This window comes from Photobacterium lutimaris, from assembly GCF_003025555.1.
In the GTDB taxonomy this organism is placed as follows: domain Bacteria; phylum Pseudomonadota; class Gammaproteobacteria; order Enterobacterales; family Vibrionaceae; genus Photobacterium; species Photobacterium lutimaris.
In genome coordinates this window covers 36,096-61,515 of the sequence record NZ_PYMH01000022.1, presented here as the reverse complement: position 1 = coordinate 61,515, position 25,420 = coordinate 36,096, and the positions used below count along the sequence as shown (strand labels likewise).

Annotated in this window: 22 protein-coding genes; 9 read left to right on the top strand and 13 right to left on the bottom strand. The window is 50.1% G+C overall.

The window, feature by feature from the left end:
* Positions 1-349: 349 nt before the first annotated feature.
* The 6 genes from C9I99_RS25825 to gmhB all read right to left on the bottom strand — a co-directional run bounded on the left by C9I99_RS25825 (position 350) and on the right by gmhB (position 6,815).
* Positions 350-1,183, bottom strand: coding sequence for an ABC transporter ATP-binding protein (locus C9I99_RS25825; RefSeq protein WP_107351710.1), 834 nt, complete (start codon positions 1,181-1,183; stop codon positions 350-352).
* 60 nt (positions 1,184-1,243) lie between these two features.
* Entirely contained in the window at positions 1,244-2,110 is an 867-nt protein-coding gene (locus C9I99_RS25820) for an ABC transporter ATP-binding protein (protein WP_107351709.1), read from the bottom strand.
* A 12-nt stretch (positions 2,111-2,122) separates the two neighbouring features.
* Complete coding sequence (locus C9I99_RS25815; RefSeq protein ID WP_107351708.1) at positions 2,123-3,958, bottom strand: extracellular solute-binding protein; 1,836 nt, start codon at positions 3,956-3,958, stop codon at positions 2,123-2,125.
* A gap of 36 nt (positions 3,959-3,994) precedes the next feature.
* Complete coding sequence (locus C9I99_RS25810; RefSeq protein WP_107351707.1) at positions 3,995-5,038, bottom strand: ABC transporter permease; 1,044 nt, start codon at positions 5,036-5,038, stop codon at positions 3,995-3,997.
* Between the two features lie 2 nt (positions 5,039-5,040).
* On the bottom strand, positions 5,041-6,066 hold the full coding sequence (locus tag C9I99_RS25805; protein ID WP_107351706.1) for an ABC transporter permease subunit: 1,026 nt from the start codon (positions 6,064-6,066) through the stop codon (positions 5,041-5,043).
* 194 nt (positions 6,067-6,260) lie between these two features.
* Complete coding sequence (gene gmhB, locus C9I99_RS25800; protein WP_107351705.1) at positions 6,261-6,815, bottom strand: D-glycero-beta-D-manno-heptose 1,7-bisphosphate 7-phosphatase; 555 nt, start codon at positions 6,813-6,815, stop codon at positions 6,261-6,263.
* Positions 6,816-7,150: 335 nt separating this feature from the next.
* Here gmhB and metN point away from each other — a divergent pair, with 335 nt between their 5' ends.
* The 9 genes from metN to C9I99_RS25755 all read left to right on the top strand — a co-directional run bounded on the left by metN (position 7,151) and on the right by C9I99_RS25755 (position 15,269).
* Positions 7,151-8,185, top strand: coding sequence for a methionine ABC transporter ATP-binding protein MetN (gene metN / locus C9I99_RS25795; protein WP_107351704.1), 1,035 nt, complete (start codon positions 7,151-7,153; stop codon positions 8,183-8,185).
* Positions 8,175-8,861, top strand: a complete 687-nt coding sequence (locus C9I99_RS25790) for a methionine ABC transporter permease (RefSeq protein WP_107351703.1) — start codon at positions 8,175-8,177, stop codon at positions 8,859-8,861. The genes metN and C9I99_RS25790 overlap by 11 nt, the downstream gene beginning before the upstream one ends.
* Positions 8,862-8,944: 83 nt before the next feature.
* Positions 8,945-9,760 (top strand): MetQ/NlpA family lipoprotein, encoded by an 816-nt coding sequence (locus C9I99_RS25785; RefSeq protein ID WP_107351702.1) that lies wholly within the window; start codon positions 8,945-8,947, stop codon positions 9,758-9,760.
* Positions 9,761-9,881: 121 nt separating this feature from the next.
* On the top strand, positions 9,882-10,586 hold the full coding sequence (tsaA, locus tag C9I99_RS25780; protein ID WP_107351701.1) for a tRNA (N6-threonylcarbamoyladenosine(37)-N6)-methyltransferase TrmO: 705 nt from the start codon (positions 9,882-9,884) through the stop codon (positions 10,584-10,586).
* 158 nt (positions 10,587-10,744) lie between these two features.
* Complete coding sequence (locus tag C9I99_RS25775) at positions 10,745-12,460, top strand: proline--tRNA ligase (RefSeq protein WP_107351700.1); 1,716 nt, start codon at positions 10,745-10,747, stop codon at positions 12,458-12,460.
* A gap of 151 nt (positions 12,461-12,611) precedes the next feature.
* Positions 12,612-13,745 carry a patatin-like phospholipase family protein gene (locus tag C9I99_RS25770; RefSeq protein ID WP_107351699.1) on the top strand — a complete coding sequence of 378 codons (1,134 nt, stop codon included), beginning with the start codon at positions 12,612-12,614 and terminating at the stop codon, positions 13,743-13,745.
* A 79-nt stretch (positions 13,746-13,824) separates the two neighbouring features.
* Positions 13,825-14,685 carry a GGDEF domain-containing protein gene (locus C9I99_RS25765; protein WP_107351698.1) on the top strand — a complete coding sequence of 287 codons (861 nt, stop codon included), beginning with the start codon at positions 13,825-13,827 and terminating at the stop codon, positions 14,683-14,685.
* A 189-nt stretch (positions 14,686-14,874) separates the two neighbouring features.
* Entirely contained in the window at positions 14,875-15,081 is a 207-nt protein-coding gene (locus C9I99_RS25760; RefSeq protein ID WP_107351697.1) for a YaeP family protein, read from the top strand.
* Entirely contained in the window at positions 15,081-15,269 is a 189-nt protein-coding gene (locus C9I99_RS25755) for a DUF4250 domain-containing protein (protein ID WP_107351696.1), read from the top strand. Before C9I99_RS25760 ends, C9I99_RS25755 begins: the two co-directional genes overlap by 1 nt.
* A 259-nt stretch (positions 15,270-15,528) precedes the next feature.
* On the opposite strand, the gene C9I99_RS25750 is transcribed toward C9I99_RS25755, so the two are convergent.
* The 7 genes from C9I99_RS25750 to lpxB form a co-directional block, all read right to left on the bottom strand.
* A complete protein-coding gene (locus tag C9I99_RS25750) occupies positions 15,529-16,740 on the bottom strand; it encodes an aromatic amino acid transporter (protein WP_107351695.1) in 1,212 nt (403 codons plus the stop codon).
* A gap of 318 nt (positions 16,741-17,058) precedes the next feature.
* Positions 17,059-17,370, bottom strand: a complete 312-nt coding sequence (locus C9I99_RS25745; protein ID WP_107351694.1) for a c-type cytochrome — start codon at positions 17,368-17,370, stop codon at positions 17,059-17,061.
* Positions 17,371-17,503: 133 nt separating this feature from the next.
* Complete coding sequence (tilS, locus tag C9I99_RS25740; protein WP_107351693.1) at positions 17,504-18,826, bottom strand: tRNA lysidine(34) synthetase TilS; 1,323 nt, start codon at positions 18,824-18,826, stop codon at positions 17,504-17,506.
* A 144-nt stretch (positions 18,827-18,970) separates the two neighbouring features.
* Positions 18,971-19,930, bottom strand: coding sequence for an acetyl-CoA carboxylase carboxyl transferase subunit alpha (gene accA / locus C9I99_RS25735; protein ID WP_107351692.1), 960 nt, complete (start codon positions 19,928-19,930; stop codon positions 18,971-18,973).
* Positions 19,931-19,991: 61 nt separating this feature from the next.
* Entirely contained in the window at positions 19,992-23,471 is a 3,480-nt protein-coding gene (gene dnaE, locus C9I99_RS25730; protein ID WP_107351691.1) for a DNA polymerase III subunit alpha, read from the bottom strand.
* A 202-nt stretch (positions 23,472-23,673) separates the two neighbouring features.
* On the bottom strand, positions 23,674-24,279 hold the full coding sequence (gene rnhB / locus C9I99_RS25725; RefSeq protein WP_107351690.1) for a ribonuclease HII: 606 nt from the start codon (positions 24,277-24,279) through the stop codon (positions 23,674-23,676).
* Position 24,280: 1 nt separating this feature from the next.
* Positions 24,281-25,420, bottom strand: a complete 1,140-nt coding sequence (gene lpxB / locus C9I99_RS25720; protein ID WP_107351689.1) for a lipid-A-disaccharide synthase — start codon at positions 25,418-25,420, stop codon at positions 24,281-24,283.

Here is a 25,420-nt window from a genome sequence, read left to right as displayed (position 1 = left end):
TAATTCTTTTGTTGACTATCATTTCACGAGTGCCCACACAGATTGCATGGTCAAATTGTTAAAGAACAATACTGATTGGTTAGCGGCTTAAGTTGCCGTGCTCCGTGTCAGTGAGGTCGCATTATAGGGTGAGTATCCAAGAGGGCAACTCTTTTTTGCATAAAAATGACCGAATGCGCAATAAGTAGTCAGCGTTCGCCTTTTGGATTACTAAAACACCAAGACGCCACTTGGGTACCTTGGTTATGTTAAAAAACACGAGTAATTAAGACTTGTACTTGGTACCCATTCTCGTGACACAGTCAAAGCTCTGCCCTTTTTCACCGCTTTCACTGTGGCTTTCTAATAATCAGGCCACATGAGTGTTGTTTGCGGGCCTCTTTCGTTTCCTATCACGAGGATGAGTGATCGGAATGGCCGACAGTAGCTTCTTGGTATAGTCGGCCTGCGGGTTACTGTATATATCTCTGACATCGCCCATCTCAACCACCTTGCCAAAATACATCACCGCCACACGATCGGAGATATGCTTCACTACCGACAGGTCATGGGAGATAAAAATAATGGCCAAATTCATTTCCTGTTGAAGCTGCAACAGCAAGTTAAGGATCTGGGCCTGGACCGACACATCCAGTGCTGATACCGACTCATCACAGATCAGTAGTTTGGGTTTAAGGGCGATGGCACGGGCGATCCCGATTCGCTGGCGCTGCCCCCCCGAAAACTCATGCGGGTAACGATTCGTAGATTCCTCTGGTAGGCCAACTTTGACCAACAACTCTTTCACACACTGCTTTCGCTCCGTTGGTGTACCGACCTTATGGATGATGAAAGGCTCTTCTAAGATCATCCCGACGGTATGACGCTGATTAAGCGACTCCATCGGATCTTGAAAAACGATTTGCACGTCTTTGCGCAGTGGTCGCATCTCTTTGGTGGAGAGCTGGGTTATATCCTTACCCTCGAAAAAAATTTTTCCGTCGGTCGGTTCATAGAGCTTGAGGATTGTCCGACCTAAGGTACTCTTACCACAGCCCGACTCCCCCACCAGTCCCAAGGTTTCACCTCGAGCAACGGAGAAAGACACCCCGTCGACAGCTTTCACCGTATAGCCTTTTTTAAAAATCCCTTTTCCAGAAACAAAGTGCTGCTTGAGGTTTTCTATCCTTAGTAACTCTGTCATTTTATTCTCCCTTTACCGCTCAATCTATACCGCTCAGCCTAGTCCTTGCCTCCCCCTTTCCTATCCCTTGAATTCGGGGAACAAAGTGACATCTATAGGTTTAATTTCAATCGGCTGCTTTGGCTCATTATCCAAACTAGGCATCAATCCCATTAAGCGCTCGGTATAGGGATGCTGGGGATTGTCGAACAAATCAAAAATGTCGGCGAACTCCACCACTTTCCCGCCGTACATCACCACAACGTCATCACAAATTTCAGCAACGACACCCAAGTCATGGGTAATGAAGATCACAGACATCCCTGTTTCTTGCTGGAGATCGTTAATCAGATCAAGGATCGAGGCCTGCACAGTGACATCCAGTGCCGTTGTTGGTTCATCACAAATAAGTATGTCAGGTTTACACGCCAGTGCCATGGCAATCATTACCCGCTGACGCATCCCTCCCGAAAGGTTATGCGGGTATTCCTTAAGCCGTTTCTCCGGCATTGGGATTTTAACCTTCTTGAGCATATCCAAGGCGTACTGATTCCGCTCACCCTTGTTAAGCTCAGGTCGGTGCAACTCAAGCACTTCGATCAGCTGGCGACCAACCGAGTGCACGGGATTGAGTGCGGTCATCGGATCCTGGAAAATCATCGAAATCCGGTTCCCCCGCATGGCATACATGTCTTCCGCAGGCAGCGTCACCAAATCGGTCCCGCGGTACAGGATCTGGCCGCCAACGACCTGACCGTAGGGCTTGGGCAGCAAGCCCATGACCGACATTGCCGTCACACTTTTACCGCATCCTGATTCGCCGACAATGCCCAATGTCCGGCCTTTGCGAACATCGAAGCTGACACCATGGAGGATTTTTACAATACCTTCATCGGTAGTGAACTCAGTCTCCAGCCCTTGAACACTTAAAATTACATCATCTTGCATCGTCGACCGACCTTACAGCTTATAGTTGTCATCGATCACAGTGACCGGTTCAAAGGTTTTGCCTTTCTTCATCGCAGAAAGGGTGGCTTTCTTGTCTTCCTCATCAATCCAGAACGTGGCCAAGTCAACGACTGAGAACAAAGAGCTCGTCTGCTTGGTCATGGCCGGCGTCGGATATTTCAACCAACGCCAATACCCTTCTCGGGTATAGGGCACCATGTAACCAGGTACAATCAAGAACTCATCAGAGACAACTTTTTGAATTTGATGGGATAAGGCTTGTTTCTTCTCAAGATCAAATTCTTTGTTATAGCTGTCGATCAGCTTATCCATTTCCGGAGAGCGGAAATTGGTATGGTTGTTTGTTTGCGGTTTCGCGTTGACTGAGTGAAGGTATTCCCAGTAAGCCGGGATCTCCCCGCCCCCCATATTGATAAATGCCAAGTCATGTTTCTTCTCTAGCACATACTTGAACGCCGACGAGCCATCGACAAGATTAAGCGTTAATTCAAGGCCGGCTTTTTTCGCCTGCTCTTTCAGGTAGGCAATTCGCGGTGTATGCGGCTGGTACCCATAGGTAATGGCAAAGCTCAAGCGCTCTCCGCCAGCATTAACCCTGATCCCATCCGGTCCAATCTTGTTAAAGCCTGCCTTGGCAAAATACTCTGCCGCCACTTCAGGCTCAAAGGCCGGCGCTTTGTTGTCACTGCGGTCATAACCGCCATGGCCGAACCCCATACCGTGAGGTTTACGGGCATAATCGCCGCGCAAGACATTGGCAATCATGCCATCAAAGTCGGTGGCATAAGTCACTCCGGCGCGGACATAACGATCATCAAGTAATGGCTGGGCAGTATTGATCCAGAGTCCACCAGCACCTTGTACAACCTGGTTATACCCCCAAAATTTATGGATATAACCATCTTGATACGGCTTGGTATTGGCTTTTTCATGCCAAAGACTGGGTAAAACCAGACCAAAAGTGTCTAAGTTGCCTTTCTCGAAATGCTTGCGGGCAATGTCACTATCGCGGATCACCGTATAACGCACTTTCTCGACGTTATAGCGGTTCTGGTAATAGCGATTGCTGTAACCCCACCAGTCTTCCCCAACATGCTTGAAGGTCACGCTCTTGCCTTTCTTGACCTTGTCCATGAAATAAGGACCGGTTGTCGGCTCGCTCTTGAAGTTGTAACGTCGAACAAAGTTATCGTCGATACCGTCGTTATTTTCATCTTTCTTTGGCTTAAAGAAGTGCTCAGGCCTTGGCTGCAAGCCGTTGCTTGGCAGGTTGATCTGCACCATCAGCTCATCATTGGTCATTTTGGCGACAGACTTCACCGCGATGGTGTAATCATCGAGCTTGACGACATCCTCGATCTTGTTGGTGAAGAAATCGTTGTACCAAGGTGAAATAATGTCTTTCGAACGGTAATACTTCAGCATAAACAGATAATCATCGGCGGTAACCTTCTCGCCATCCGACCAACGAGCGCTGGGATCCAGCTTGAAGTACACGGTCTGGTTATCATCACCAAAGGCCCATTCCTGTGCCAACTGAGGGATCCACTTTCCAGTATTGGGATGACGTCCAGCCAGCTTGGGAACCCCGTCCATAAAATGATGACGAAGTCCTGAATTGGAATCCGGGCCGACACTGCGTAAGGTCTGCGGAAAACTGGCCATATGTGTGCGTAACGTGCCACCGAACTTGGCTTCAGGAGAAGCAAACAACGGCTCCTCCATGTTGGACACCCACGTCAAATCTGCGGGTAGTTCTGCCGCCTGCGCAGCACTTCCGAGTGCGGCGATGATCGCGACAGCTGACAATTTGAGCATGTTTTTCATTATTAATATCCTTATTTCAACAGCTACAAACCAAGGTTATACATAGCGGGTAAATTTCTTCGGATCGAAGGCAGCCCGAATCGCCTCACCAATGAAGGTCACCATGACCAACACCAAGACAATCGATGACACAACAGAACTAACAATCCACGGAGAATCCAGGTTTGATTTACCCTGCTGTAGCAACTCACCCCAGCTCGGAGTGGGTGGCATTAGGCCGAGACCAAGGTAATCCAACGCGGTCAGCGCGGTGATATTGGCGGCGATGGTAAACGGCGCCAGCGTCACAATCATGACCATGGTGTTAGGCAATATGTGATGGAAGATAATACGGACGGTTGATGCGCCTAGCGCCTTAGCGGCCATCACATATTCCCGTGCAGACTCCTTGTAGGTCATGGTACGCATGTACCAGGTCATCCCCATCCAACCAAACAACACGTTGATGCCGACAAATAATGCAAAGGTCGGTTGAGTTATCGATACCAAAATCATAATGACATAGAGGAAAGGCACCATTGACCATACCTCTATCAAGCGTTGGACAAACAAATCAAATTTGCCACCGAAAAAGCCCATTGCGCAGCCGACCGCCGTACCAATGGCATAAGAAACCGCCATGGTGATCAGCGCAAAGCCCATCGCAGTACGAAAACCGTAGACTAAACGGGCGAGAATATCCCGACCAATCACATCCGTTCCCAAATAATGCTTATCGGCAGCACTCGGAGCCGTCGGCGGATAATCACCGGAGAAATCCTGCTCATAAGGGTTCCATGGCACCAGCGGCATCACCACAAAGTTATCCCCGCCTTGCTCAGCAAAGTGATTCTGGAGTGTGCGGTAATCCGCCTCGCTAGATGTCGGCTGGCCAAATTCGGTGCCGAACCGAACATCAGACAATACCGGAAAACTGTATTCGCCATTGTATTTGACCACCAGCGCCTTGCTGTTGATCAACAGCTCGGCAAACAGCGACAACACCAACAGGCATGAAAGCAGCAGGAAAGACCAGTAGCCACGCTTAATTTCTTTGAAACGCTTGATCTTTTTCAGTGTTAGAGGGTTTAAGTTCAACATGATCAAGCTCCAAACTTCACTCGAGGATCAACCAAGGCAACACAGATATCGGAGATAATATTGCCCATTAACAGCATGGCAGCATTGATAGCCACGATGCCCATCACGACCGGGTAATCCCGCTCGATAATCGACTCATAGCCAAGCAAGCCAATCCCATCGATATTGAAAATAACCTCAATCAAGAAAGAGCCAGTCATGAAGAATAACAACGAGTTACCAAAGTGGCTGGCAATCGGGATCAAACTGTTACGCAGGGCATGTTTGCGGACCGCTTTTTTAAACGGCAACCCCTTGGCAATTGCGGTGCGGATATAGTCGGATGACAGGTTCTCCATCAGGTTGTTTTTCATGGTCATGGTTAGGGTGGCAAAGTCACCGATCAGATAACAGATCAATGGCAATACCGCATGCCACATCACATCTGTGGCCCGCTCAACAAAGGTTTCATAATCATCGTAATCATCGCCTGCGAACCCGCCCATCGGGAACCATTCCAGGTGATAACTGAATAAGGTGATCAGCAAGACACCTACCACGTAGCCGGGCAAGGCGTAGCCGATAAAAATCAATATCGACGAGCCGGAATCAAAGACCGAGCCGTGCTTGAGCGCCTTGTAGTAACCCAGGGGGATCGAGATAAAGTAACTGATGAAAAACGTCATGCCACCATAGAACAGCGAGACCGGCAATCGCTCGGCAATCATATCGGTGACCGGCTCGTAATAGCGGGTGGATTCGCCGAAATCCAACACCATCAATTTACCCAGCCATTCGGTGTAGGCCTCAATGACGGGTTTATCCAAGCCATAAAAAGCGTTCAGCTCGGCAATTTGATCTTCAGACAGTGCCGAGTTACCACCTGCCGACGTCATGGCTGCAGCACCATCACCTTGCGCCTGCATATTGGCCAACATCCGTTCGACCGGCCCGCCGGGCACGAAGCGGGTAATGGCAAAGATAAGGATAGTGATCCCTAAAAACGTCGGGACAACCAATGCCAATCGACGCAAGAAATATGACAGCATGTTTTAACTACTCCATGTCAAACAGGCACTATGCTCGTAACGGGGGCAAGATTAATTGCAATAAAGAGCAGTCCAATTACAAACTCAACTCTTTAAACTTTATAATAACAACCAAGCAGATGAAGAGATTTATAAGAAAAAAATAAAAAAAGGCTGCGAATGCAGCCTTGATACAACTATATGCATGAAGCTTTTTATTGTGCAGCAAGCCAAGCTGGCACATCGGCAACACTGTCAAGTACCGCGTCGGCCAGTTGCTCACCCTCAGCAGTTACCGGCTTGCCCGTACGCACCAAGATTTTGGTACCGACGTCAGCCGCGGCGGCCGCTTTCATGTCATCGGCCTTATCACCGATCATCACCGAGCCGGCCATATCAATCTTGAGGAAATCACGGGCAGAGATAAACATACCAGGCTTTGGCTTGCGGCATTCACAATCCTGAAGATAGTCACCTTTGCCTTCTGTCGGGTGGTGCGGACAGTAATAGATACCGTCGAACTCGACGCCGTTATCGACAAAGTTCCAGTCCATCCATTCTGTCAGGGTCAGGAACTCATCTTCGTTGTACATACCACGGGCAATACCGGCCTGGTTGGTGACCAGCACCAACATGTACCCCATCGCCTTAAGCTTCTTACAGGCTTCAAACACACCCTCGACATATTCAAAGTCATCGGTCGTATGAACATAGCCATGATCGATGTTAATCACACCGTCACGGTCAATAAAAACTGCTGGTTTGGCCAAGCGTCAGCCCTCTGTCTCGCTGTATTTGTTATAACCCAAATTATGGCACGGCTGGCTAAGGGATTCACCTGTTTCTCTCAACCGTATAAATAAGAACAGCCTATCATACTCACACTGGTATTATGGCCATAAAGCCATTTGGACGTCCAGACGTAAAAATATCTATTGACTTCATTTATGTTAGCCCATAGCATCAAAGCCATAGATGCAATTGGCAGACAGGCTTCAAGCATCAATTAAATAATGCAAACGCAATACACAACATAACAATATACCGGTCGCAGCCATTGATGGGCGTGCCCGTCATCAACACGGTATAGGATTTGGGAAATAAGATGATAGAAATAAACAGAGTTAATAAAGTCTTCTATCAAGGGGCCAAGGAGATCCACGCGCTGCGTGATATCAACCTGACCATTGAGCAAGGCACCATTTTTGGGGTGATTGGTTCTTCCGGTGCCGGTAAAAGTACCCTGATCCGCTGCGTTAACCTGCTCGAACGCCCGACAAGCGGTCATGTCATTGTTGATGGTATCGACCTCACTCAGCTATCAAACCAAGAGTTGACCCAAGCTCGCCGCAAAATCGGCATGATCTTCCAGCACTTCAACCTACTGTCTTCCCGCACAGTTTTCGACAATGTCGCACTGCCTCTTGAGCTGGCAGGCACCAGTAAAGCCGGCATCAAAGCCAAGGTTGATGAACTGCTTGAGCTGGTTGGTTTGGCTGACAAGAGCGACACCTACCCATCCAACTTGAGTGGCGGACAGAAACAACGTGTAGCAATTGCCCGTGCACTTGCCTCTGATCCTAAGGTACTACTGTGTGACGAAGCCACCAGCGCCCTTGACCCAGCGACAACCCAATCTATCTTGACGCTGCTAAAGGAAATCAACCGCAAGCTCGAGCTAACAATCTTGCTGATCACCCATGAAATGGATGTGGTGAAAAGCATCTGCTCCGAAGTGGCGATCATCGGCGACGGCGAGCTTGTCGAAAAAGGCCCGGTCGGCGATATCTTTGCCCACCCGAAAACCGAGCTAGCACGTGACTTCATCCGCTCGACGTTGGATCTTTCTATTCCGGAAGACTACCGCGCACGAATGGTAGAAACCCGTATTGCAAACAGCTACCCGCTGATCCGGCTTGAGTTCACCGGCGCCTCGGTTGATGCCCCTCTAATTTCTCAGGTAGCTCGCGAGTTCAATATTGATATCAGCATTTTAAGCTCAGACATGGACTACGCCGGCGGCGTCAAATTCGGCCTGATGCTGGCCGAGTTCTTCGGTACCGAGCAAGCAGCAGAGCAAGCCATTAATTTCCTTCGCGATCACAAAGTAAATGTAGAGGTATTGGGCTATGTTGCTTGATTCAATTACCACCTGGTGGACCCAGAACGAACGTTTGATTGACCTGCTTATCGATGCCCTCGGCCAAACCTTGACCATGGTATTTGCCTCCGGTTTCATTGGCTTTTTAATCGGGATCCCGATCGGCGTTGCCCTGCACCTAACCAAAGCAAACGGCCTTCTGGCCAATCCTGCCGTCAATAAAGTGCTGGGTATTGTGACCAATATTGGTCGCTCTATTCCCTTTATCATCCTACTGGTCGCGATTATCCCGTTTACCCGCTTCGTGGTCGGCAGCTCTATCGGCACCGCAGCAGCAATTGTGCCATTGACCGTGGGCGCAATACCGTTCATCGCCCGCCTGGTTGAAGGGGCACTGCTAGAAGTACCAACCGGGTTGGTGGAAGCAGCACAGGCAATGGGCGCGACCCCGCGCCAAATCATTACCAAAGTACTGCTACCAGAAGCCCTACCAGGCATTTTCAACGCGGTAACCATTACTTTAGTGACCCTGGTCAGCTACTCGGCAATGGCCGGTACTGTCGGCGGCGGTGGCTTGGGTGATGTGGGGATCCGCTATGGCTACCAGCGCTTTGACGGCACCGTCATGCTTATCACGGTCGTGATGCTGGTCATTCTGGTTCAGATCATCCAGTCTGCCGGTGACCACCTGGTCAAGCGCTTCGATCACCGGTAACGAGCAGCACAGATAACAAACAACAAAAAAACACATATTCCATCTAGTATTACGGACAACCCCAGTTTATAAGGAGAAGTAACATGGCTTTTAATTTGAAGAATTTGTTCGCCGTCGCCGGATTGGCATCAGCATTGGTACTGACAGGCTGTGGCGAAAAAGAAACAGTGGTAGACAACAGCAAAGTAAAAATTGGGGTAATGGCCGGCGCTGAAGAGCAAGTGGCAGAAATCGCAGCGAAAGAAGCCAAGGAAAAGTACGGCCTTGATGTTGAGCTTGTTACCTTCACTGATTACGTATCGCCAAACGCCGCACTGGAAGAAGGCTCTATCGATGCCAACGCCTTCCAGCACAAACCATATCTTGATCAGCAAATCACTGACCGAGGCTACAAGTTTGCGGTTGCGGGTAACACCTTCGTATACCCGATTGCCGGCTACTCAAGCAAAATTGAATCTCTCGACGAGCTAAAAGACGGCGATCAAATCGCAGTGCCAAACGATCCAACCAACCTGGGTCGCTCGCTGCTACTGCTTGAGCAGCAGGGTCTACTGACGCTGAAAGAAGGTGCAGGCCTAACCGCAACGGTATTGGACATTGTTGCAAACCCTAAAGATCTGAAGATTGTTGAACTAGAAGCAGCCCAGCTACCTCGTTCACTGGACGACGTTCAGCTAGCGATCATCAACACAACATACGCAAGCAGCATCAACCTAACACCAGAGCGTGATGGTGTATTTGTTGAAGACAAAGAATCACCATACGTGAACTTGATTGTTGCCCGTGAAGACAACGTCAACGCTGAAAACGTACAGACGTTCATCAAGGCTTACCAATCTGATGTTGTGTATGAAGCAGCAAAAGACATTTTCCAGGGCGGCGTAGTCAAGGGCTGGTAATCCCCCCTTTTCCTCCCCCACGGAAACCAGAACAGCCCCGGCCATTGTGCTGGGGCTTTTTTTGCCCCCGCCATAATGCTATGTTCAGCGCCATTACCCACAACGCATTGCCCGAACTGCTATGTCTTACCAAATTGAACCTATCGGTATTGTCCGCTCGCCGTACAAAGAAAAGTTTGCCGTGCCCCGTCAGCCCGGACTGGTACCCAGTGCTCGATCCGAAATTATTCTCCAGGGAGAAGCCAATGCCTTGGAAGCGGTTCGCGGACTGGAGCAATTCAGCCACCTGTGGTTACTCTTTTTGTTTGATCAGAACCTGGAAGCGGGATGGCGGCCAACCGTCAGACCTCCCCGCCTAGGCGGCAACGAACGCATCGGCGTATTTGCCAGCCGGGCCACCTTCCGCCCTAACGGCATCGGCATGTCAGCCGTTGAGCTCATCGGTGTACGCCAGCAAGGCAGTGATGTCATTATCGAGCTCGGTGGGGTCGATTTGGTTGATGGTACGCCGATTATCGATATCAAACCCTATATCCCATACTCCGACAGCTTACCCGAAGCCCATGGCGGCTTTGCCGATGGCGAGCCCGCTACCCTGCCTGTGGTCTTTACCGAAAAGGCCGAGGGCCAACTCACAGGTAAACAATTAGCTCGACAGCGGGCGGTGATTGAAGAAGTGCTGGCCCAAGACCCGCGCCCGGCGTACAAAAAAGGCAAAACAGATACCAAGGAATACGCGGTCCACCTGTTCGACTACAATGTAAAATTTACCGTCTCTAACGATGTGGTCACTGTCACGGCACTGGATAAACCGCGAAAAAAATAACCCAAGGCTATTTAATTCGGTAGAAATTCCCGTTTCAGGCTATCCAATCCCTTTGGCTAACGGCCAATGGACTGGTAGTATATGCGGTTACCGCCTTTATAGGCGGCTGGGGCAAGCCCCAAAACCTCTTATTTTCATCAAACAAACGGATACCATCAATGCGTACCAGTAACTATCTTCTTTCTACCCTAAAGGAGACTCCAAATGACGCAGAAGTTGTTAGTCATCAGCTAATGCTTCGTGCAGGTATGATCCGTAAGCTGGCTTCAGGTCTTTACACCTGGCTGCCTACTGGTCTGCGTGTTTTACGTAAGGTCGAGAACATTGTTCGCGAAGAAATCAACAATGCAGGTGCAGTTGAAACTTTGATGCCCGTAGTTCAGCCATTTGAACTTTGGGAAGAAACAGGTCGATCTGAAAAGATGGGCGCTGAGCTACTTCGCTTTACTGACCGCCATGATCGTCCGTTTGTACTTAGCCCGACAGCTGAAGAAGTCATTACTAGCCTTGTGCGTAACGAAGTAAGCTCTTACAAACAGCTTCCGCTAAACCTGTACCAAATCCAAACCAAATTCCGTGATGAGCGACGTCCTCGTTTCGGCGTGATGCGTGCACGTGAATTTAGCATGATGGATGCGTACAGCTTCGACATCGACAAAGAAGGCCTAAAGCAATCTTACGAAGCCATGCATGAAGCATACTGTAAGGCATTCGACCGCATGGGCCTTGATTACCGCCCTGTACTGGCTGATACCGGTGCCATCGGTGGCAGTGGCTCTCACGAGTTCCACGTATTGGCAGAAAGCGGTGAAGATCTAATCGCCTTCTCTTCTGAGTCTGATTACGCTGCAAACATCGAAAAAGCAGAGGCACTAGCCCCTGCGACTGAGCTTGCTGCACCAACGCAAGAAATGACGCTGGTTGATACGCCAAATGCGAAAACTATCGCCGAGCTTGTTGAGCAGTTTGATCTGGCTATCGAGAAAACCGTTAAGACACTATTCGTTAAAGCGTCTGATGACGTTGATGCAGACATCATCGCACTGATCATCCGTGGTGATCACGAGCTTAACGAAGTGAAGGCGGAAAACCTAAAAGAAGTCGCCTCTCCACTAGAGATGGCAACAGAAGAAGAAATCCGTGCGCTTATCGGTGCAGGTCCAGGTTCACTCGGTCCAGTTGGTCTTGAGCTACCATTTATCGTTGACCGCACAGTTGCTGTAATGAGCGATTTCGGTGCTGGTGCCAACGTTGATGACAAGCACTACTTCGGCATCAACTGGGGTCGTGATGTAGAGCTAGGCCAAATTGAAGATCTACGTAACGTGGTTGAAGGCGACCCAAGCCCATGCGGTCAGGGTACTATCCAGCTTAAGCGTGGTATCGAAGTTGGCCACATCTTCCAGCTAGGTACTAACTACTCAGAGAAGATGAACTGTGGCGTACTAGGTCCTAATGGCAAAAACGTTATTCTAGAAATGGGTTGTTACGGTATTGGTGTATCACGTGTTGTTGCATCAGCCATTGAACAAAACCACGACGAAAACGGTATCATCTGGCCAGCAGCACTTGCACCGTTCCAGGTATCTATCGTTCCAATGAACATGGCGAAATCAGCAGAAGTGAAGGAAGCGGCTGAGAAGCTATACGCTGACCTAACGGCTGCAGGTATCGACGTTCTGTTCGATGACCGTAAAGAGCGCCCTGGCGTGATGTTTGCCGACCACGAGCTGATCGGTATTCCGCACACAATCGTGATCGGTAACCGCAGCCTAGAAAACGGCGAGATGGAATACAAAGATCGCCATGCCGGCACCAAAGAAGGTGTTGCAGTAACAGATATCGTTGAGTTCATTAAGCAAAAGATCGCTTAATCTCAATTGGTCAAAAATAGAAAGCCTCCCTTTTGCGGAGGCTTTTTTTTTGCCCATAATTACCCTCCGGTACCTCATTGTTATAAGTCTCTGTTCCACCATCAGTAAAAATGGGGATATAGTTATAGGAGGAATGAAAGAAAGGAGCGCTATGGGCAAGGAAAAGCCACGGATCAGCCTGATCCTTACAGGAGGCGGGGCAAGGGCTGCCTATCAGGTCGGGGTTCTCAAAGCCATTTCGGAATGGTACCCGCGAGTGCACCACAGCCCATTCAGCATATACTGCGGCACATCGGCAGGGGCGATCAATGCGACTTCGATTGCTTGCTATGCCTCCTGTTTCCGCTTGGGTGTCAAAAAACTCGAATGGATCTGGTCGCGTTTGCACAGTCGGCGCATTTTTGCCACCACCCCATGGGGGATGAGCGGCTACCTTGCCAGTCAATGGTTTGCCCGCTTGCAGGCCCACCACCACGAACGGCCTCCCTTTGGGCTACTCAACAACCGTCCTCTGCGCCAATTGCTTAACCAGGTCAACAACTACTCGCGGCTGGAAAAGCAAATTGCTGCAGGTAACCTTCGTGGCATTTCCATCACAGCCTCCAGCTACAAAAGCGGCCACTCCGTCAGCTTCTTTCAGGGGCAACAAGGTCTCAACGAATGGGACCGGGCCAAGTCTAAAGGCCGCCGCTCGCTAATCACCACCGACCACCTCCTGGCCTCTTCCGCTATTCCTTTGGTGTTTCCCGCCACCCGTATTGGCCAATCCTACTACGGAGATGGCTCTATCCACCAACTGGCACCGTTGCGGCCGTCACTCAAAATGGGGGCCGATAAAATTTTTATCATTGACCTTATCAATCAGAAGGTTGATAGCCCGGATCACACCCGAGCCCCGGGCCTAGCGGCACTGGGTGGCCACCTGATGGATACCATTTTCAGTGATACACTTACCGCTGATCTGGAGAACCTTTCAAGGATCAATGCCTTAATAGATAGCCTCCCCGAGGCGAAAGCAAAACAAAAACTACGAAAAATAGACCATATCCACCTGTCACCAAGCCACTCTTTTGAGCACCTTGCCCGCAAGTACTACGGCCACCTTCCCCCCATGACCCGTGGTCTAATGCAGCTAATCGGTATTAGTCCCAAGGATGATGCGGCTATCACCAGCTATATCCTATTCGAACCCGCCTACATCCAGGCCCTGATCAAGATGGGATATGAAGATACTCAAGAAAAAGAAGCTCATCTTCGCAGTTTCTTAATTAAATCAGATGATTAATAATATAAACTCTGTTTAGGTATTGAAATGGCTTAATAATTGCCTATAGTAAGTTCCCTAGTAATTTTTTGACACATATATGGATCCACTCCACTGGAATGAAAAGCAGGCCGATAGCCAATTCGCGAAACCAAGGACCAAACCCCTTGGGGCTGATCAGCGCCTGTTGCTGCTACAAAAACTCCAAGGGAAGCTGGATATCAACCTGCTATTTGATATTTTCAGCCGAGAGATTGAAAAACAGGTAGATATCAGCAGGTTAATATGGCATTCAGAAGATGCAACGACTCTTGTCCGTCAAGGGTCAAATACCCCATTTCGGCAAACGTTCATCCTGCGCTTCAATAAGCAAGACCTGGGTAAGCTGCAATACCATACGCCATACGCGCTCGATAAAGATGAAGTCAACTTGCTACATACCTATCATCGCCTGTTTGCCGGACCACTAGCCTGTGCACTTGAATACCGCCGAGTCAAAAATATGGCTTTGCGTGATTACCTATCGGGCCTTGGCAACCGCAACAGCTTTGAACAGGACATCAGCCACGCGATCGCGATGAGCGAAAGGCGCAATATCGGCTTGGTGTTGACGATGTTCGATCTCGACAACTTCAAACAAGTCAATGACCGCTTCGGCCATCCCGACGGTGACAAGGTGATCCGCCACTTCTCACTGCTACTGAAAAAATCGGTCCGAGCCACTGACCGCTGTTACCGCATTGGCGGTGATGAATTTGCGGTATTGCTCCAACCCGCAACCGATTCATCCGCTCTACACGTGATCCGCCGACTGGACGCCCTGATGACGGACGATTCTACCCTACGTACACTAAAAATCGGCTGCTCTAGTGGTTTTAGCTCCTATCAGAAAGGCGACACCAATATCACCTTGGTTGACCGCGCTGACCGCCATCTGTACAAACAAAAACGTACCCGTTAAATCCCCTGCCGTCCCCGGAAAGTCTTTGGTATAGTAATACCCACTTCCATAAGCCTGTTTTCGCCAGCCCTCTGCTGTTATACCAACTAGGATAAGTAGTTGATCAAATAACCATGATGATCAAATATTTATATAGATTTGTATTCTAGCCAGCCGGTTGCCGAAATCACTTTTTATGAAGGACACACGATGAAAGTTTATGAGTGCTGCGAGCAAGTACGTATGATTTACGCACAGATTGGTGGTGGTGAGTTGGGCTATATCCCCAAGGCGATCCACTGTGCAATCAAGGCACTGAATGACATTGCGGCCAACGACACGTTGCCAAAAGATGTGCGCGAGCGTGCCGCTTTTGCCGCAGCCAACTTACTGATGAGCGATCACGAGGACGCATAATGAATTTGAACAACTTTGAGAGCATGGATCCTGTCATGCTGATGAGTATCGTCAATATGAAGATCCGCGATGAATTCGGTGATCTGGATGCCTTGGTCAAGTACTACGATATCGATAAAAAAACGTTGATAGCCAAACTTGCCGGTGCCGGATTTGATTACCTGCCGGAAGCCAAGCAGTTTCGATAAGGCCGTAAGCAATAACAAAGGCTGATTCAAAGCAAAAAAACGGAAGCCTCGGCTTCCGTTTTTTTATTGCATGAATACATAACCCAGTGCTTATACCAACCTACATAAATATTTGATCAGTCTTGCAGGTTAAAATCGCTGTTTTCTGCGTTAGATATTTTGTAATTAGAGCCACTAGTTACTGCAATATCTGCCTTGATAACAACGATTTTTCCAGTGCAAATACTTGATCAACTACTTATCCAGATTGGTATTAAACCTAGCCTTTAAAGACAGGCAGTAGATTCGCCATCGCCAGTAAATGGAAGGCGGCTGTCAGTACCCCGAATGCAATTACCATATAAATCGTCGCATTACCCCCTGGAACCACAAAACCTTCTTGTTCTGGTGCTCGTTGACGTAATGTTTTTGCCAACGTCGCCGGAATAATACAAGTCCAGATAGTGGCAGCAGCGCCAGCTAGACCAATCGCGGCAACAAAACCAAACGGTGCAACTAACGAGAACACCAATGGCGGAACAAAAGTCACGCCCCAGGTTTTTAGTCGGCCTTGTTTGGTATCAGCAAAGCCAAATAAGTCCGCCAAGTAATCGAACACACCTAACCCAACACCAATAAATGATGAGACAATCGCGGCAATAGAAAAGACATGCAGGGCTTGTTTAATGCTATTTGAATCAATGGCTGAAGTCAGTGCCGCCATTAAGGCATCCACACCGCCCCCCGCACTTACTACTGGACCGAACTCTTGACGTGGTACATTACCAAAGATACAGATCACCCAGCCAAGATAGAATGTCAGTGCAATCAGAGTACCGCCAAGAATCGCTTTTTTGGCACGTTGCTCATCCTGGTAGTAATCACGCATTGTACTCACCGAATGGTGATAGCCAAAAGAGGTTAACGCGACCGGCAACAGGGCTAACGCATAGCCTGAAAAAGCGCTTTCAGATTCGCTCTGGGCAAATAAAGTCGGCACACTGATATTTGAAGCCAACCCGGAAACACCCAATACAAAGCTAATGATCATGAAGAGGATCAAAACAATTGAGATCCGGTCTACCGCACGGGTAGAGTGCAAGACAAAGGCCGAGCAAACTGCAACAAACAAAACGGAAGCCAATTCACGCGTGACACCTAGCATTTCACTGAAAATCATACCTGACGACGAAATATACGCATACAGCAGGATGCCACCGACAAAATAAAGCGATAAGTTGTTGATTAAATTCACCTTGTCACTTAATAGGTCTTTAGTGACAGTATTAAATGAGGATTTAAACTCGTAATGCTTAAGTGCTTCTAACAATAACCATCCAGAAAACGTCATCATGATCATCGTGACAGAAATGGCAATCACACTCCATAACGTCCACGCACCCGCACCTGCACTTGGCAACCCAAGCATGCCTGCCCCAACACAAACACTGGCGATAATACACGCTCCCCCAAGTGTGGATGGTTTACTCATAATGACTCCTAAACAACGTTAATGTATCAATGTGCTAGTACAATAATGTGTTCTGAATTTTTACGCAACCGTAGAGCTTTCATTTGGACAAAAGATAAACAAACAGATGGAAATATTACTTTACGGAGTCATAACACCTATTTACTTCGAACAAGGAATAATCAGGGAAGAGCAGCATAACGCCTAACAAAAAACGCCCAGACCTTCTGGTTAAAAAGGTCTGGGCGATTGGCGTTGTTATATCACTAACCGGACTAACGCAAAATGGCTGATATCCATCAGCACAGGAGATTAACCTTGTGCTTAACTGGGTCAGTATTACTTCATCTGAGCAAAATAAGCGGCAACATTGGCAATGTCATGATCACTGAGCATAGAAGCCTGCGGCTGCATTACCATCGCCATTCCGCCTGTACGCTCTTTATTTTTATACGCCTTCAGCGAACGGACCAGATACTGCTCGTTCTGGCCTTTCAGGTTAGGATAACCAGGAATAACGGCGATACCGTCTGTACCATGGCAGGCAGCACACACCGCGGCTTTAGATTTTCCGGCAACCGGATCACCAGCAGCCATCACAGGACTCGCCATTACGGCTGCGAACATTACACAAGCTAGAACTTTCTTCATCAGGTCCTCATTATTATTTCTATTATCCATGGTATCCCCTCGGGATATAGCGCTGGCACGACAATACATTCAGCTGATTAAATTGTGCCTTTTTTCAACAACAAATACTAAATTAAGTCATGATATTGTGCACTTATTCCTGCTCGTAGTGCCATGTCAGGTCACACTCCTTACCGGCAAATGCTTTAACAACAAACAATCCGGCTACCGCGGCCAGCTCTTCGCCATAGAAAATCAAGGGCGTTCGGCGTCGTTGCCAGCTCGGCACCCCGTACTCCTGAAACAGCTTTTTCAACTTGCGCTTACCCACCCGGCCAACGGGCTGGACTTCCAGCCCGGCAGGCTCGAAGCGCACGGAAATCGGCTCGTCATGCTGCGGTAAGCGTAATTGACCGTCTTTCGACTCAGCTAGCAGCAATGATCCCAGTGACGAGGGCAACGAGCAGGCTTCGTTTAAGACCGCCGGCAAAATTGAACTGGAGACATCCGGCCAAGGCTGGACAACATACAAGCGCTGCCTGAACCGGCGTACTTCCACCTCCCCCCAGCACACCTTGGGATTAGCATCCGGTTTAGCCAATAACACAGAATGCCACACCTGCTCCAACTGGGCCTGTGAGGGCATTTTCACGCCAACCTCAGCAAGCCAATAGCGCAGTAGCGCCTTGCCTCGCCGCTCGCTACCCGGCTTGTCAGGATGCAGACCGGCGATATCCAAACTTTGATCGGCTGAGATAGCCTCACTGAGCTGATCTGCCAGCAGTTCCTGCAGCAAAGCCTCCTGCTCACCGCATAAAGCGGCACTGCGGGCAACCGCCTTGCGGATCCCCGGCCAGCGGCCATGCAACAACGGGGTGATCTGGTGACGCAGGAAGTTGCGGTCGTACCGCTCGTCACTGTTGCTCTCATCCTCAACCCAATCAAGGTGATGCTCGCTGGCATACTGTTCAATGGCAGCCCGGGGGTACTCAAGCAAAGGTCGGAGATGCCAACCTGAAGCAAACGCCATCCGCTGCGGCATTGCCGATAGCCCTGCGGGACCACTGCCCCTTTTCAGAGCCAGCAAAACCGTTTCCAGCTGATCATCGGCATGCTGGGCTGTCAGCAATACATCCCCCGGGCCGATATGGGTTTGCAGGGCCGCATAGCGGGCATCTCTTGCCTGCTGCTCCACACTCATGCGCTTTCCCAGTACCAGCGAGACCCGCTCGATTTCAATCATAATTCCCGCCTCAGCAGCCCAGGCAGCACAACGCTCAGCCCAACAGTCGGCATGGGGACTCAGACCGTGGTGGACATGCACAGCCTTACAGCCCGCTTCTGGATGAGCCTGAAGATAACGCCCCATGAGATGGAGCAGCACCCGTGAATCCAGCCCGCCACTGAGGGCCAGGACAAATCGGGCCGGCTTTGCGACCGTAGCAGCAAGATAGGCTTCTAAATGGGCATAAAGCATTGAGCAACATCCTAATTAACACACTGCGAAAGTATACCTCCTACACTGCTGCAGCGGGGGAGTACTGAACAAAAAAACGGGCCAGCCCAAAGGCTGACCCGTTAGATGCAATATATTGCCAATATTATCGGCATACCGTGCTGATTAGCAGTAACCGTAGCTCATCAAACGCTGGTAACGACGCTCAAGCAGTGCATCGGTATCAAGTTGATCAAGCTCTTCTAGGGTCGCCAGAATTTGCTTTTTCAAAGACCCCGAGATTTGAGGTACATTGCGGTGTGCACCACCTAGCGGCTCTTCGATGATGTTGTCGATAAGCTCAAGTTCTTTCAGGCGCTCTGCCGTCATTCCCATCGCTTCTGCAGCCTGCGGTGCCTTGTCAGAATCACGCCATAGAATAGATGCACAACCTTCCGGTGAGATCACCGAGTACGTTGAGTATTGCAGCATGTTGACACAGTCACCGACACCAATTGCCAATGCACCACCTGAACCACCTTCACCCACAACGTTACAGATCACCGGCACCGTCAGGCCAGCCATCTCTTTCAAGTTCGTTGCAATCGCTTCCGATTGGCCGCGCTCTTCAGCGCCAACACCAGGGTAAGCACCCGCAGTATCGATGAAGGTAATGATAGGCATCTTGAAACGCTCGGCCATTTTCATCAGGCGAAGGGCTTTACGATAACCTTCCGGCTTTGGCATACCAAAGTTACGCAATACCTTTTCTTTGGTCTCGCGGCCTTTCTGGTGGCCAATCACCATTACCGGGCGACCGTCCAGACGGGCGATACCGCCAACAAGAGCTTTGTCATCCGCAAACGCGCGATCACCCGCCAGTTCATCGAACTCAGTAAGCATATGCTCCACATAGTCAAACGTATATGGACGCTGTGGGTGGCGTGCCAGCTGAGCGACTTGCCATGCACCTAGATCGCCAAAAATCTTTTTGGTCAGCTCTAGGCTCTTCTTTTCAAGCTGCTCAATCTCTTTATCCAAATCAACCGATTCAGACTCATCACGGCGAGAAACATCACGCAGTGCTTCAATTTTTGCTTCTAGTTCAGCAATCGGTTGTTCAAACTCAAGGAAGTTAAGGCTCATACCAATTCAGTCCTTTTGCTCATAATTGTCAGTCGTCTATTACTGATAACTATGGGCTATTTTAATTAAACTCAAGCTCAACCTGCTTATCACCCAGCAATATTTTAAGATCAGAAATTAATTGATCTGCCGGGGTAACACGCCACTCCGTTCCCAGAGTCAGTTTGGCGCGAGCATTCGAGCGCTGATAATACACATTGACAGGTACGGTACCTGCCCGGTGCGGTTCCAGCACTTTGCTGAAACGTTCAAAAAACTGTTCATCAATTTGCCTCTCTGTTACCGAGATGGCAAGACCGCGTAGGTGCTTTTCTCTCGCATCTGCGATATCTAGCACTTCCCGGGCCGACATTTTAAGGCCGCCATTGAAATCATCAAAGCTGACCTGTCCAGATACAACCAGAATTTTATCTTTTTCAATAAGATCCAAGTGACGTTCCAAGGCTTCAGAGAATAACATCACTTCCATTCGGCCACTGCGGTCATCAAGGGTCAAAATACCTATCCGGCTCCCCCGCTTGGTGGTCATCACCCGGGCACCGATCACCAAGCCGGCAACGCTCACCACTTTGTCACGTCCAGTCGGGTGGGCATCTTTCAAGCGCCAGGTCGTATAGTGCTTGAGCTCTGAGACGTAGGCATTGATCGGGTGGCCTGTCAGGTATAGGCCCAGCGTCTCGCGCTCCCCTTCCAGCCACACTTTATCTGGCCATTCCGGAATATTGGCATATGCATGCTCCACTTCCTCCGGTGCCGCGGTCAGTACCCCGAACATATCGGCCTGGCCGAACGCTTCGGCCTGGTGATGCTGGCTAGCCGCTCGGATGGCATCATCAAGTGTCGCCATCATCGCTGCCCGGTTTGGACCAAGGCGGTCCATCGCACCGGATTTGATCAGTTTCTCCAGTACCCGCTTGTTCACTTTTTTGGTGTCAATTCGGGCACAAAAATCAAACAGGTCCTTAAAGTGGCCACCCTTTTCACGTGCGGCAATAATATTTTCGATCGGGCCTTCACCTACCCCCTTCACCGCACCGATACCATACACGATGGCACCTTTGTCATCGACATTGAAACGGTAAAGACCCTTGTTGACATCCGGTGGCAGCAAGGTGATCTTCATTCGGTGGCATTCATCCACCAAGCCGACAATCTTGTCGGTGTTATCCATATCGGCGGTCATTACCGCCGCCATGAACTCGGCGGGGTAATGCGCCTTCAGCCAAAGCGTCTGGTACGACACCAGAGCGTAGGCTGCGGAGTGGGATTTGTTGAAACCATAGCCGGCGAATTTTTCTACCAAGTCGAAGATCTTCATCGCCAACTCGCCGTCAACGCCGTTCTTTACCGCCCCTTCTTCAAAGGTGGCACGCTGCTTGGCCATCTCTTCCGGCTTTTTCTTACCCATTGCACGACGCAACATATCTGCGCCACCCAGGGTATAACCAGACAAGACCTGGGCGATCTGCATCACCTGTTCTTGATAGAGAATGATGCCGTAGGTCGGTTCCAGTATCTCTTTCAATGATTCGTGTTGCCAAGTCGCATCCGGGTAAGAGACTTCTTCTCGGCCGTGCTTACGGTCAATGAAGTTATCTACCATGCCCGATTGCAGCGGTCCCGGACGGAACAGGGCAACCAGTGCGATCATATCTTCGAAGCTGTCGGGTTGTAGGCGTTTGATCAAGTCTTTCATCCCGCGAGATTCCAGCTGGAATACCGCCGTGGACTCGGAACGCTGCAACATCGCGAACGACTTAGCATCGTCCATCGGAATCGCGGCAATATTGACCGGCTCTTTCCCTTGCTCCTTCAGGCGTGGGTTGATCATCCCCAATGCCCAGTCGATGATCGTCAGGGTACGCAGGCCCAAGAAGTCGAACTTGACCAGACCGGCGGTTTCCACGTCATTCTTGTCGAACTGGGTAACCGGGTTGGCCCCCTCCGCATCGCAGTACAGCGGGGCAAAGTCGGTGATCGTGGTCGGTGAAATAACAACACCACCAGCGTGTTTACCTGCATTTCGGGTCACACCCTCGAGGATGCGACACATGTCGATCAGATCTTTGACTTCTTCATCAGCTTCATAGACCTGCGGTAGTTGCGGCTCGGCTTCGAATGCCTTGGCCAAGGTCATCCCTGGTTCGGCAGGTACCAGCTTAGAGATCCGATCAACAAAACCGTAAGGGTGGCCCAGTACGCGGCCAACGTCACGAATAACCGCTTTCGCTGCCATGGTACCGAAGGTGATGATCTGAGATACCGCATCGCGACCATACATCTCTGCCACGTGATCAATAACCTGATCACGCTTATCCATACAGAAGTCGATATCGAAATCGGGCATCGATACACGTTCCGGGTTAAGGAAACGTTCGAACAGGAGGTCAAACTCTAGCGGGTCAAGATCGGTGATGTCGAGCGCATAGGCCACAAGGGAGCCCGCACCCGAACCACGGCCCGGGCCAACTGGCACCCCGTTATCCTTCGACCACTGGATAAACTCCATGACGATCAAGAAGTAACCCGGGAACCCCATCTGGTTAATAACCTTCAGCTCGATATCCAAACGCTCGTCATATTCCGGACGACGCTTGGCACGCTCCTCTTCATCCGGGAACAGGAACGCCAAACGGCGCTCCAACCCTTTCTCCGATTCCTTAACCAAGAAATCTTCGATGGTCATATCGCCCGTTGGGAAGTTCGGCAGAAAGTATTCACCAAGACGAACCGTGACGTTACAGCGCTTAGCTATCTCTACGCTGTTTTCTAGCGCTTCCGGAATGTCAGAGAACAACTCACACATTTCGTCTTCGCTGCGCAGGTATTGCTGGGCGCTGTATAGCTTAGGTCGGTTAGGATCGACCATGGTGTAACCATCATGGATGGCGACCCGGATTTCATGGGCATCGAATTGGTCTGGGTTGATAAAACGCACATCATTGGTTGCCACGACGGGTAAATCTACGTTCTCGGCAAGTTCAATGGCAAAGTGCAAATAGGCCTCTTCGTCAGCACGACCGGTACGGACTAGTTCGAGGTAATAGGCATCAGGGAAATGCTGCTGGTAGAAATCCACACACTTGGTGACCAATTGCTGGTTACCTTTAAGTAGCGCTTTACCCACATCACCCGTTTTACCGCCCGACAGCAAGATCAGGCCTTTCTTGTGCTCCACCAACCACTCTTTATCCATCACCGGAAGGTGCTGGACATGGCCGCGCTGGTAAGCCTTAGAAATCAGCATGGTCAGGTTCTGGTAACCGTCATTGTCGGCAGCCAGTACCGTCAAGTCACACAGCTCCTCGCCCATCTCATCGGACATTACCTTGAAGTCCGCACCGATGATCGGCTTCATGCCGGCGCCTTGGGCCGCAAAGTAGAATTTCACCAAGCCACACAGGTTGGTAAAGTCCGTCAGCGCCATTGCGGGCATGCCCATCCCGGCCACGGTTTTCACCAGCGGCGGTACTTTGGACAGGCCATCAACCATAGAGAAGTCACTGTGGACACGAAGATGAATAAAACGAGGTTCAGCCATGACTAACCAGAATAGAGTTGTTCAAAAAACAAGACGGTGATTATAGCCCAAAGCACCAGGGCTGTTGACTCTAATCACCACCTTTTAGTGATGCGTGTTTTAAAGGGGTGCAAAAACCCGCGATTTGGCAAGATTATATACCCAGTAACCTCAAACCGCCCAAAAAGCGGGGACGCTTGTGGCTATTTGAGGATAAACAGACTCAGTCGAGCCCGAGGATCCGCTTAACCGGCTTGAAGCTCTTACGGTGCTGCTCAATCGCCCCGTGTTCGGATAAGGCTTCAAAATGCGCCTTGGTCGGATAGCCTTTATGCTTGGCAAAACCGTACTGCGGGTATTCGGCATCGAGCTCTTCCATCTCACGATCACGCGTGACTTTGGCCAGAATCGAGGCAGCACTGATCTCAGCCACCCGCAAATCGCCCTTCACCACCGCCTGCGCTGCCATCGGCAGCTCAGGAATACGGTTACCATCCACCAGCACAAAGTCAGGCTCAACAGCAAGTCCAGCCACCGCCCGCTGCATTGCGACCATGGTTGCCTGTAAGATATTGAGCTGATCAATTTCTTCCGGCTCACAACGACCTAATGACCAAGCCAGCGCCTTCTCTTTGATTTCATCAAACAGCAGGTTACGCTTCTTCTCGCTTAGTTTCTTCGAGTCGGTCAGCCCTTCAATCGGATTGGCCGGATCCAAAATCACCGCAGCGGTAACCACTGCGCCCACCAATGGACCACGGCCGACTTCATCAACACCAGCAATACAGGTTGCCAGCGGATATTCAAACGGTTCTAGTTCTTTGCTCATTTTATTTATCAATTAGTTGCAGGACTGCCGCTGCCGCCTTCTGATCCGCATTACACTTGATCAGCTGGTGCAGACGGGCAAATTCGGTCATCAGCTCGGTATTATCAGCACTCAGGAAGCGATTCACTTCTGTGGCCAGATTTTCTGGGGTGCAGTCATCCTGCAGCAGCTCAGGCACCAGTTCGCGATCGGCCAGAATATTGGCCAGCGAGACATACTTGGTCTTGAGCATTTTCTTCGCAAGCCATGCCGTCAACGGTTTGACCTTGTAACCCACCACCATCGGTCTTTTGACCAACATGCATTCCAGCGCTACTGTCCCGGACGCCAGTAACACCACATCGGAAGCGATCATGACGTTACGCGCGGTATCATCCACCAGCACGAAGTCAAGTTCAGGTGCAGTTTCACGCCATGCCTGTTCAAACTGGTCCCGGCGTTTCTGGTTGACCAAGGCCACCATAAAGCCAAGATCAGGATGCTGGGCCTTGAGCAACTTGCAGGTTTCGATAAACGGTGGGGCCAGCAGTTCCATCTCGCCACCGCGGCTGCCCGGCAGTACCGCCAACCAACGCTTGTCTTGCGCTACCCCCAACAGCTCGCGGGCGGCAAACCGGTCGGTTTGCATCGGAATAGCATCGGCCATGGTGTGGCCAATGAACTCACACGGTACATTAAATTTATCGTAGAAAGCTTTCTCGAACGGCAAGAACGCCAGCACCAAATTAGTGGCGGCTTCAATTTTGAAGATACGTTTTTGGCGCCACGCCCAGACTGACGGACTGACATAATGCACGGTTTTTATCCCGGCATCTTTGAGGTTCCGCTCTAGGCGGAGATTGAAATCCGGCGCATCAATGCCAACAAAGACATCCGGCGGGTTATCAGTGAAATACTTAACCAGCTCAGCCTTGACCTTGAACAGCCTTGGCAGACGACCGAGCACTTCGACAATGCCCATTACCGCCAGTTCTTCCATGTCGAACAGTGTCTCGCAACCTTCTGCCTGCATCCGCGGGCCGGCTATACCGACAAATTCGGCATCCGGATACTGCTCGCGTACCGCCTGCATAAAGCCGGCACCTAAAATATCGCCGGAGATTTCCCCGGCGACAATTCCTATTCGAAGTGGCTTCGTCAT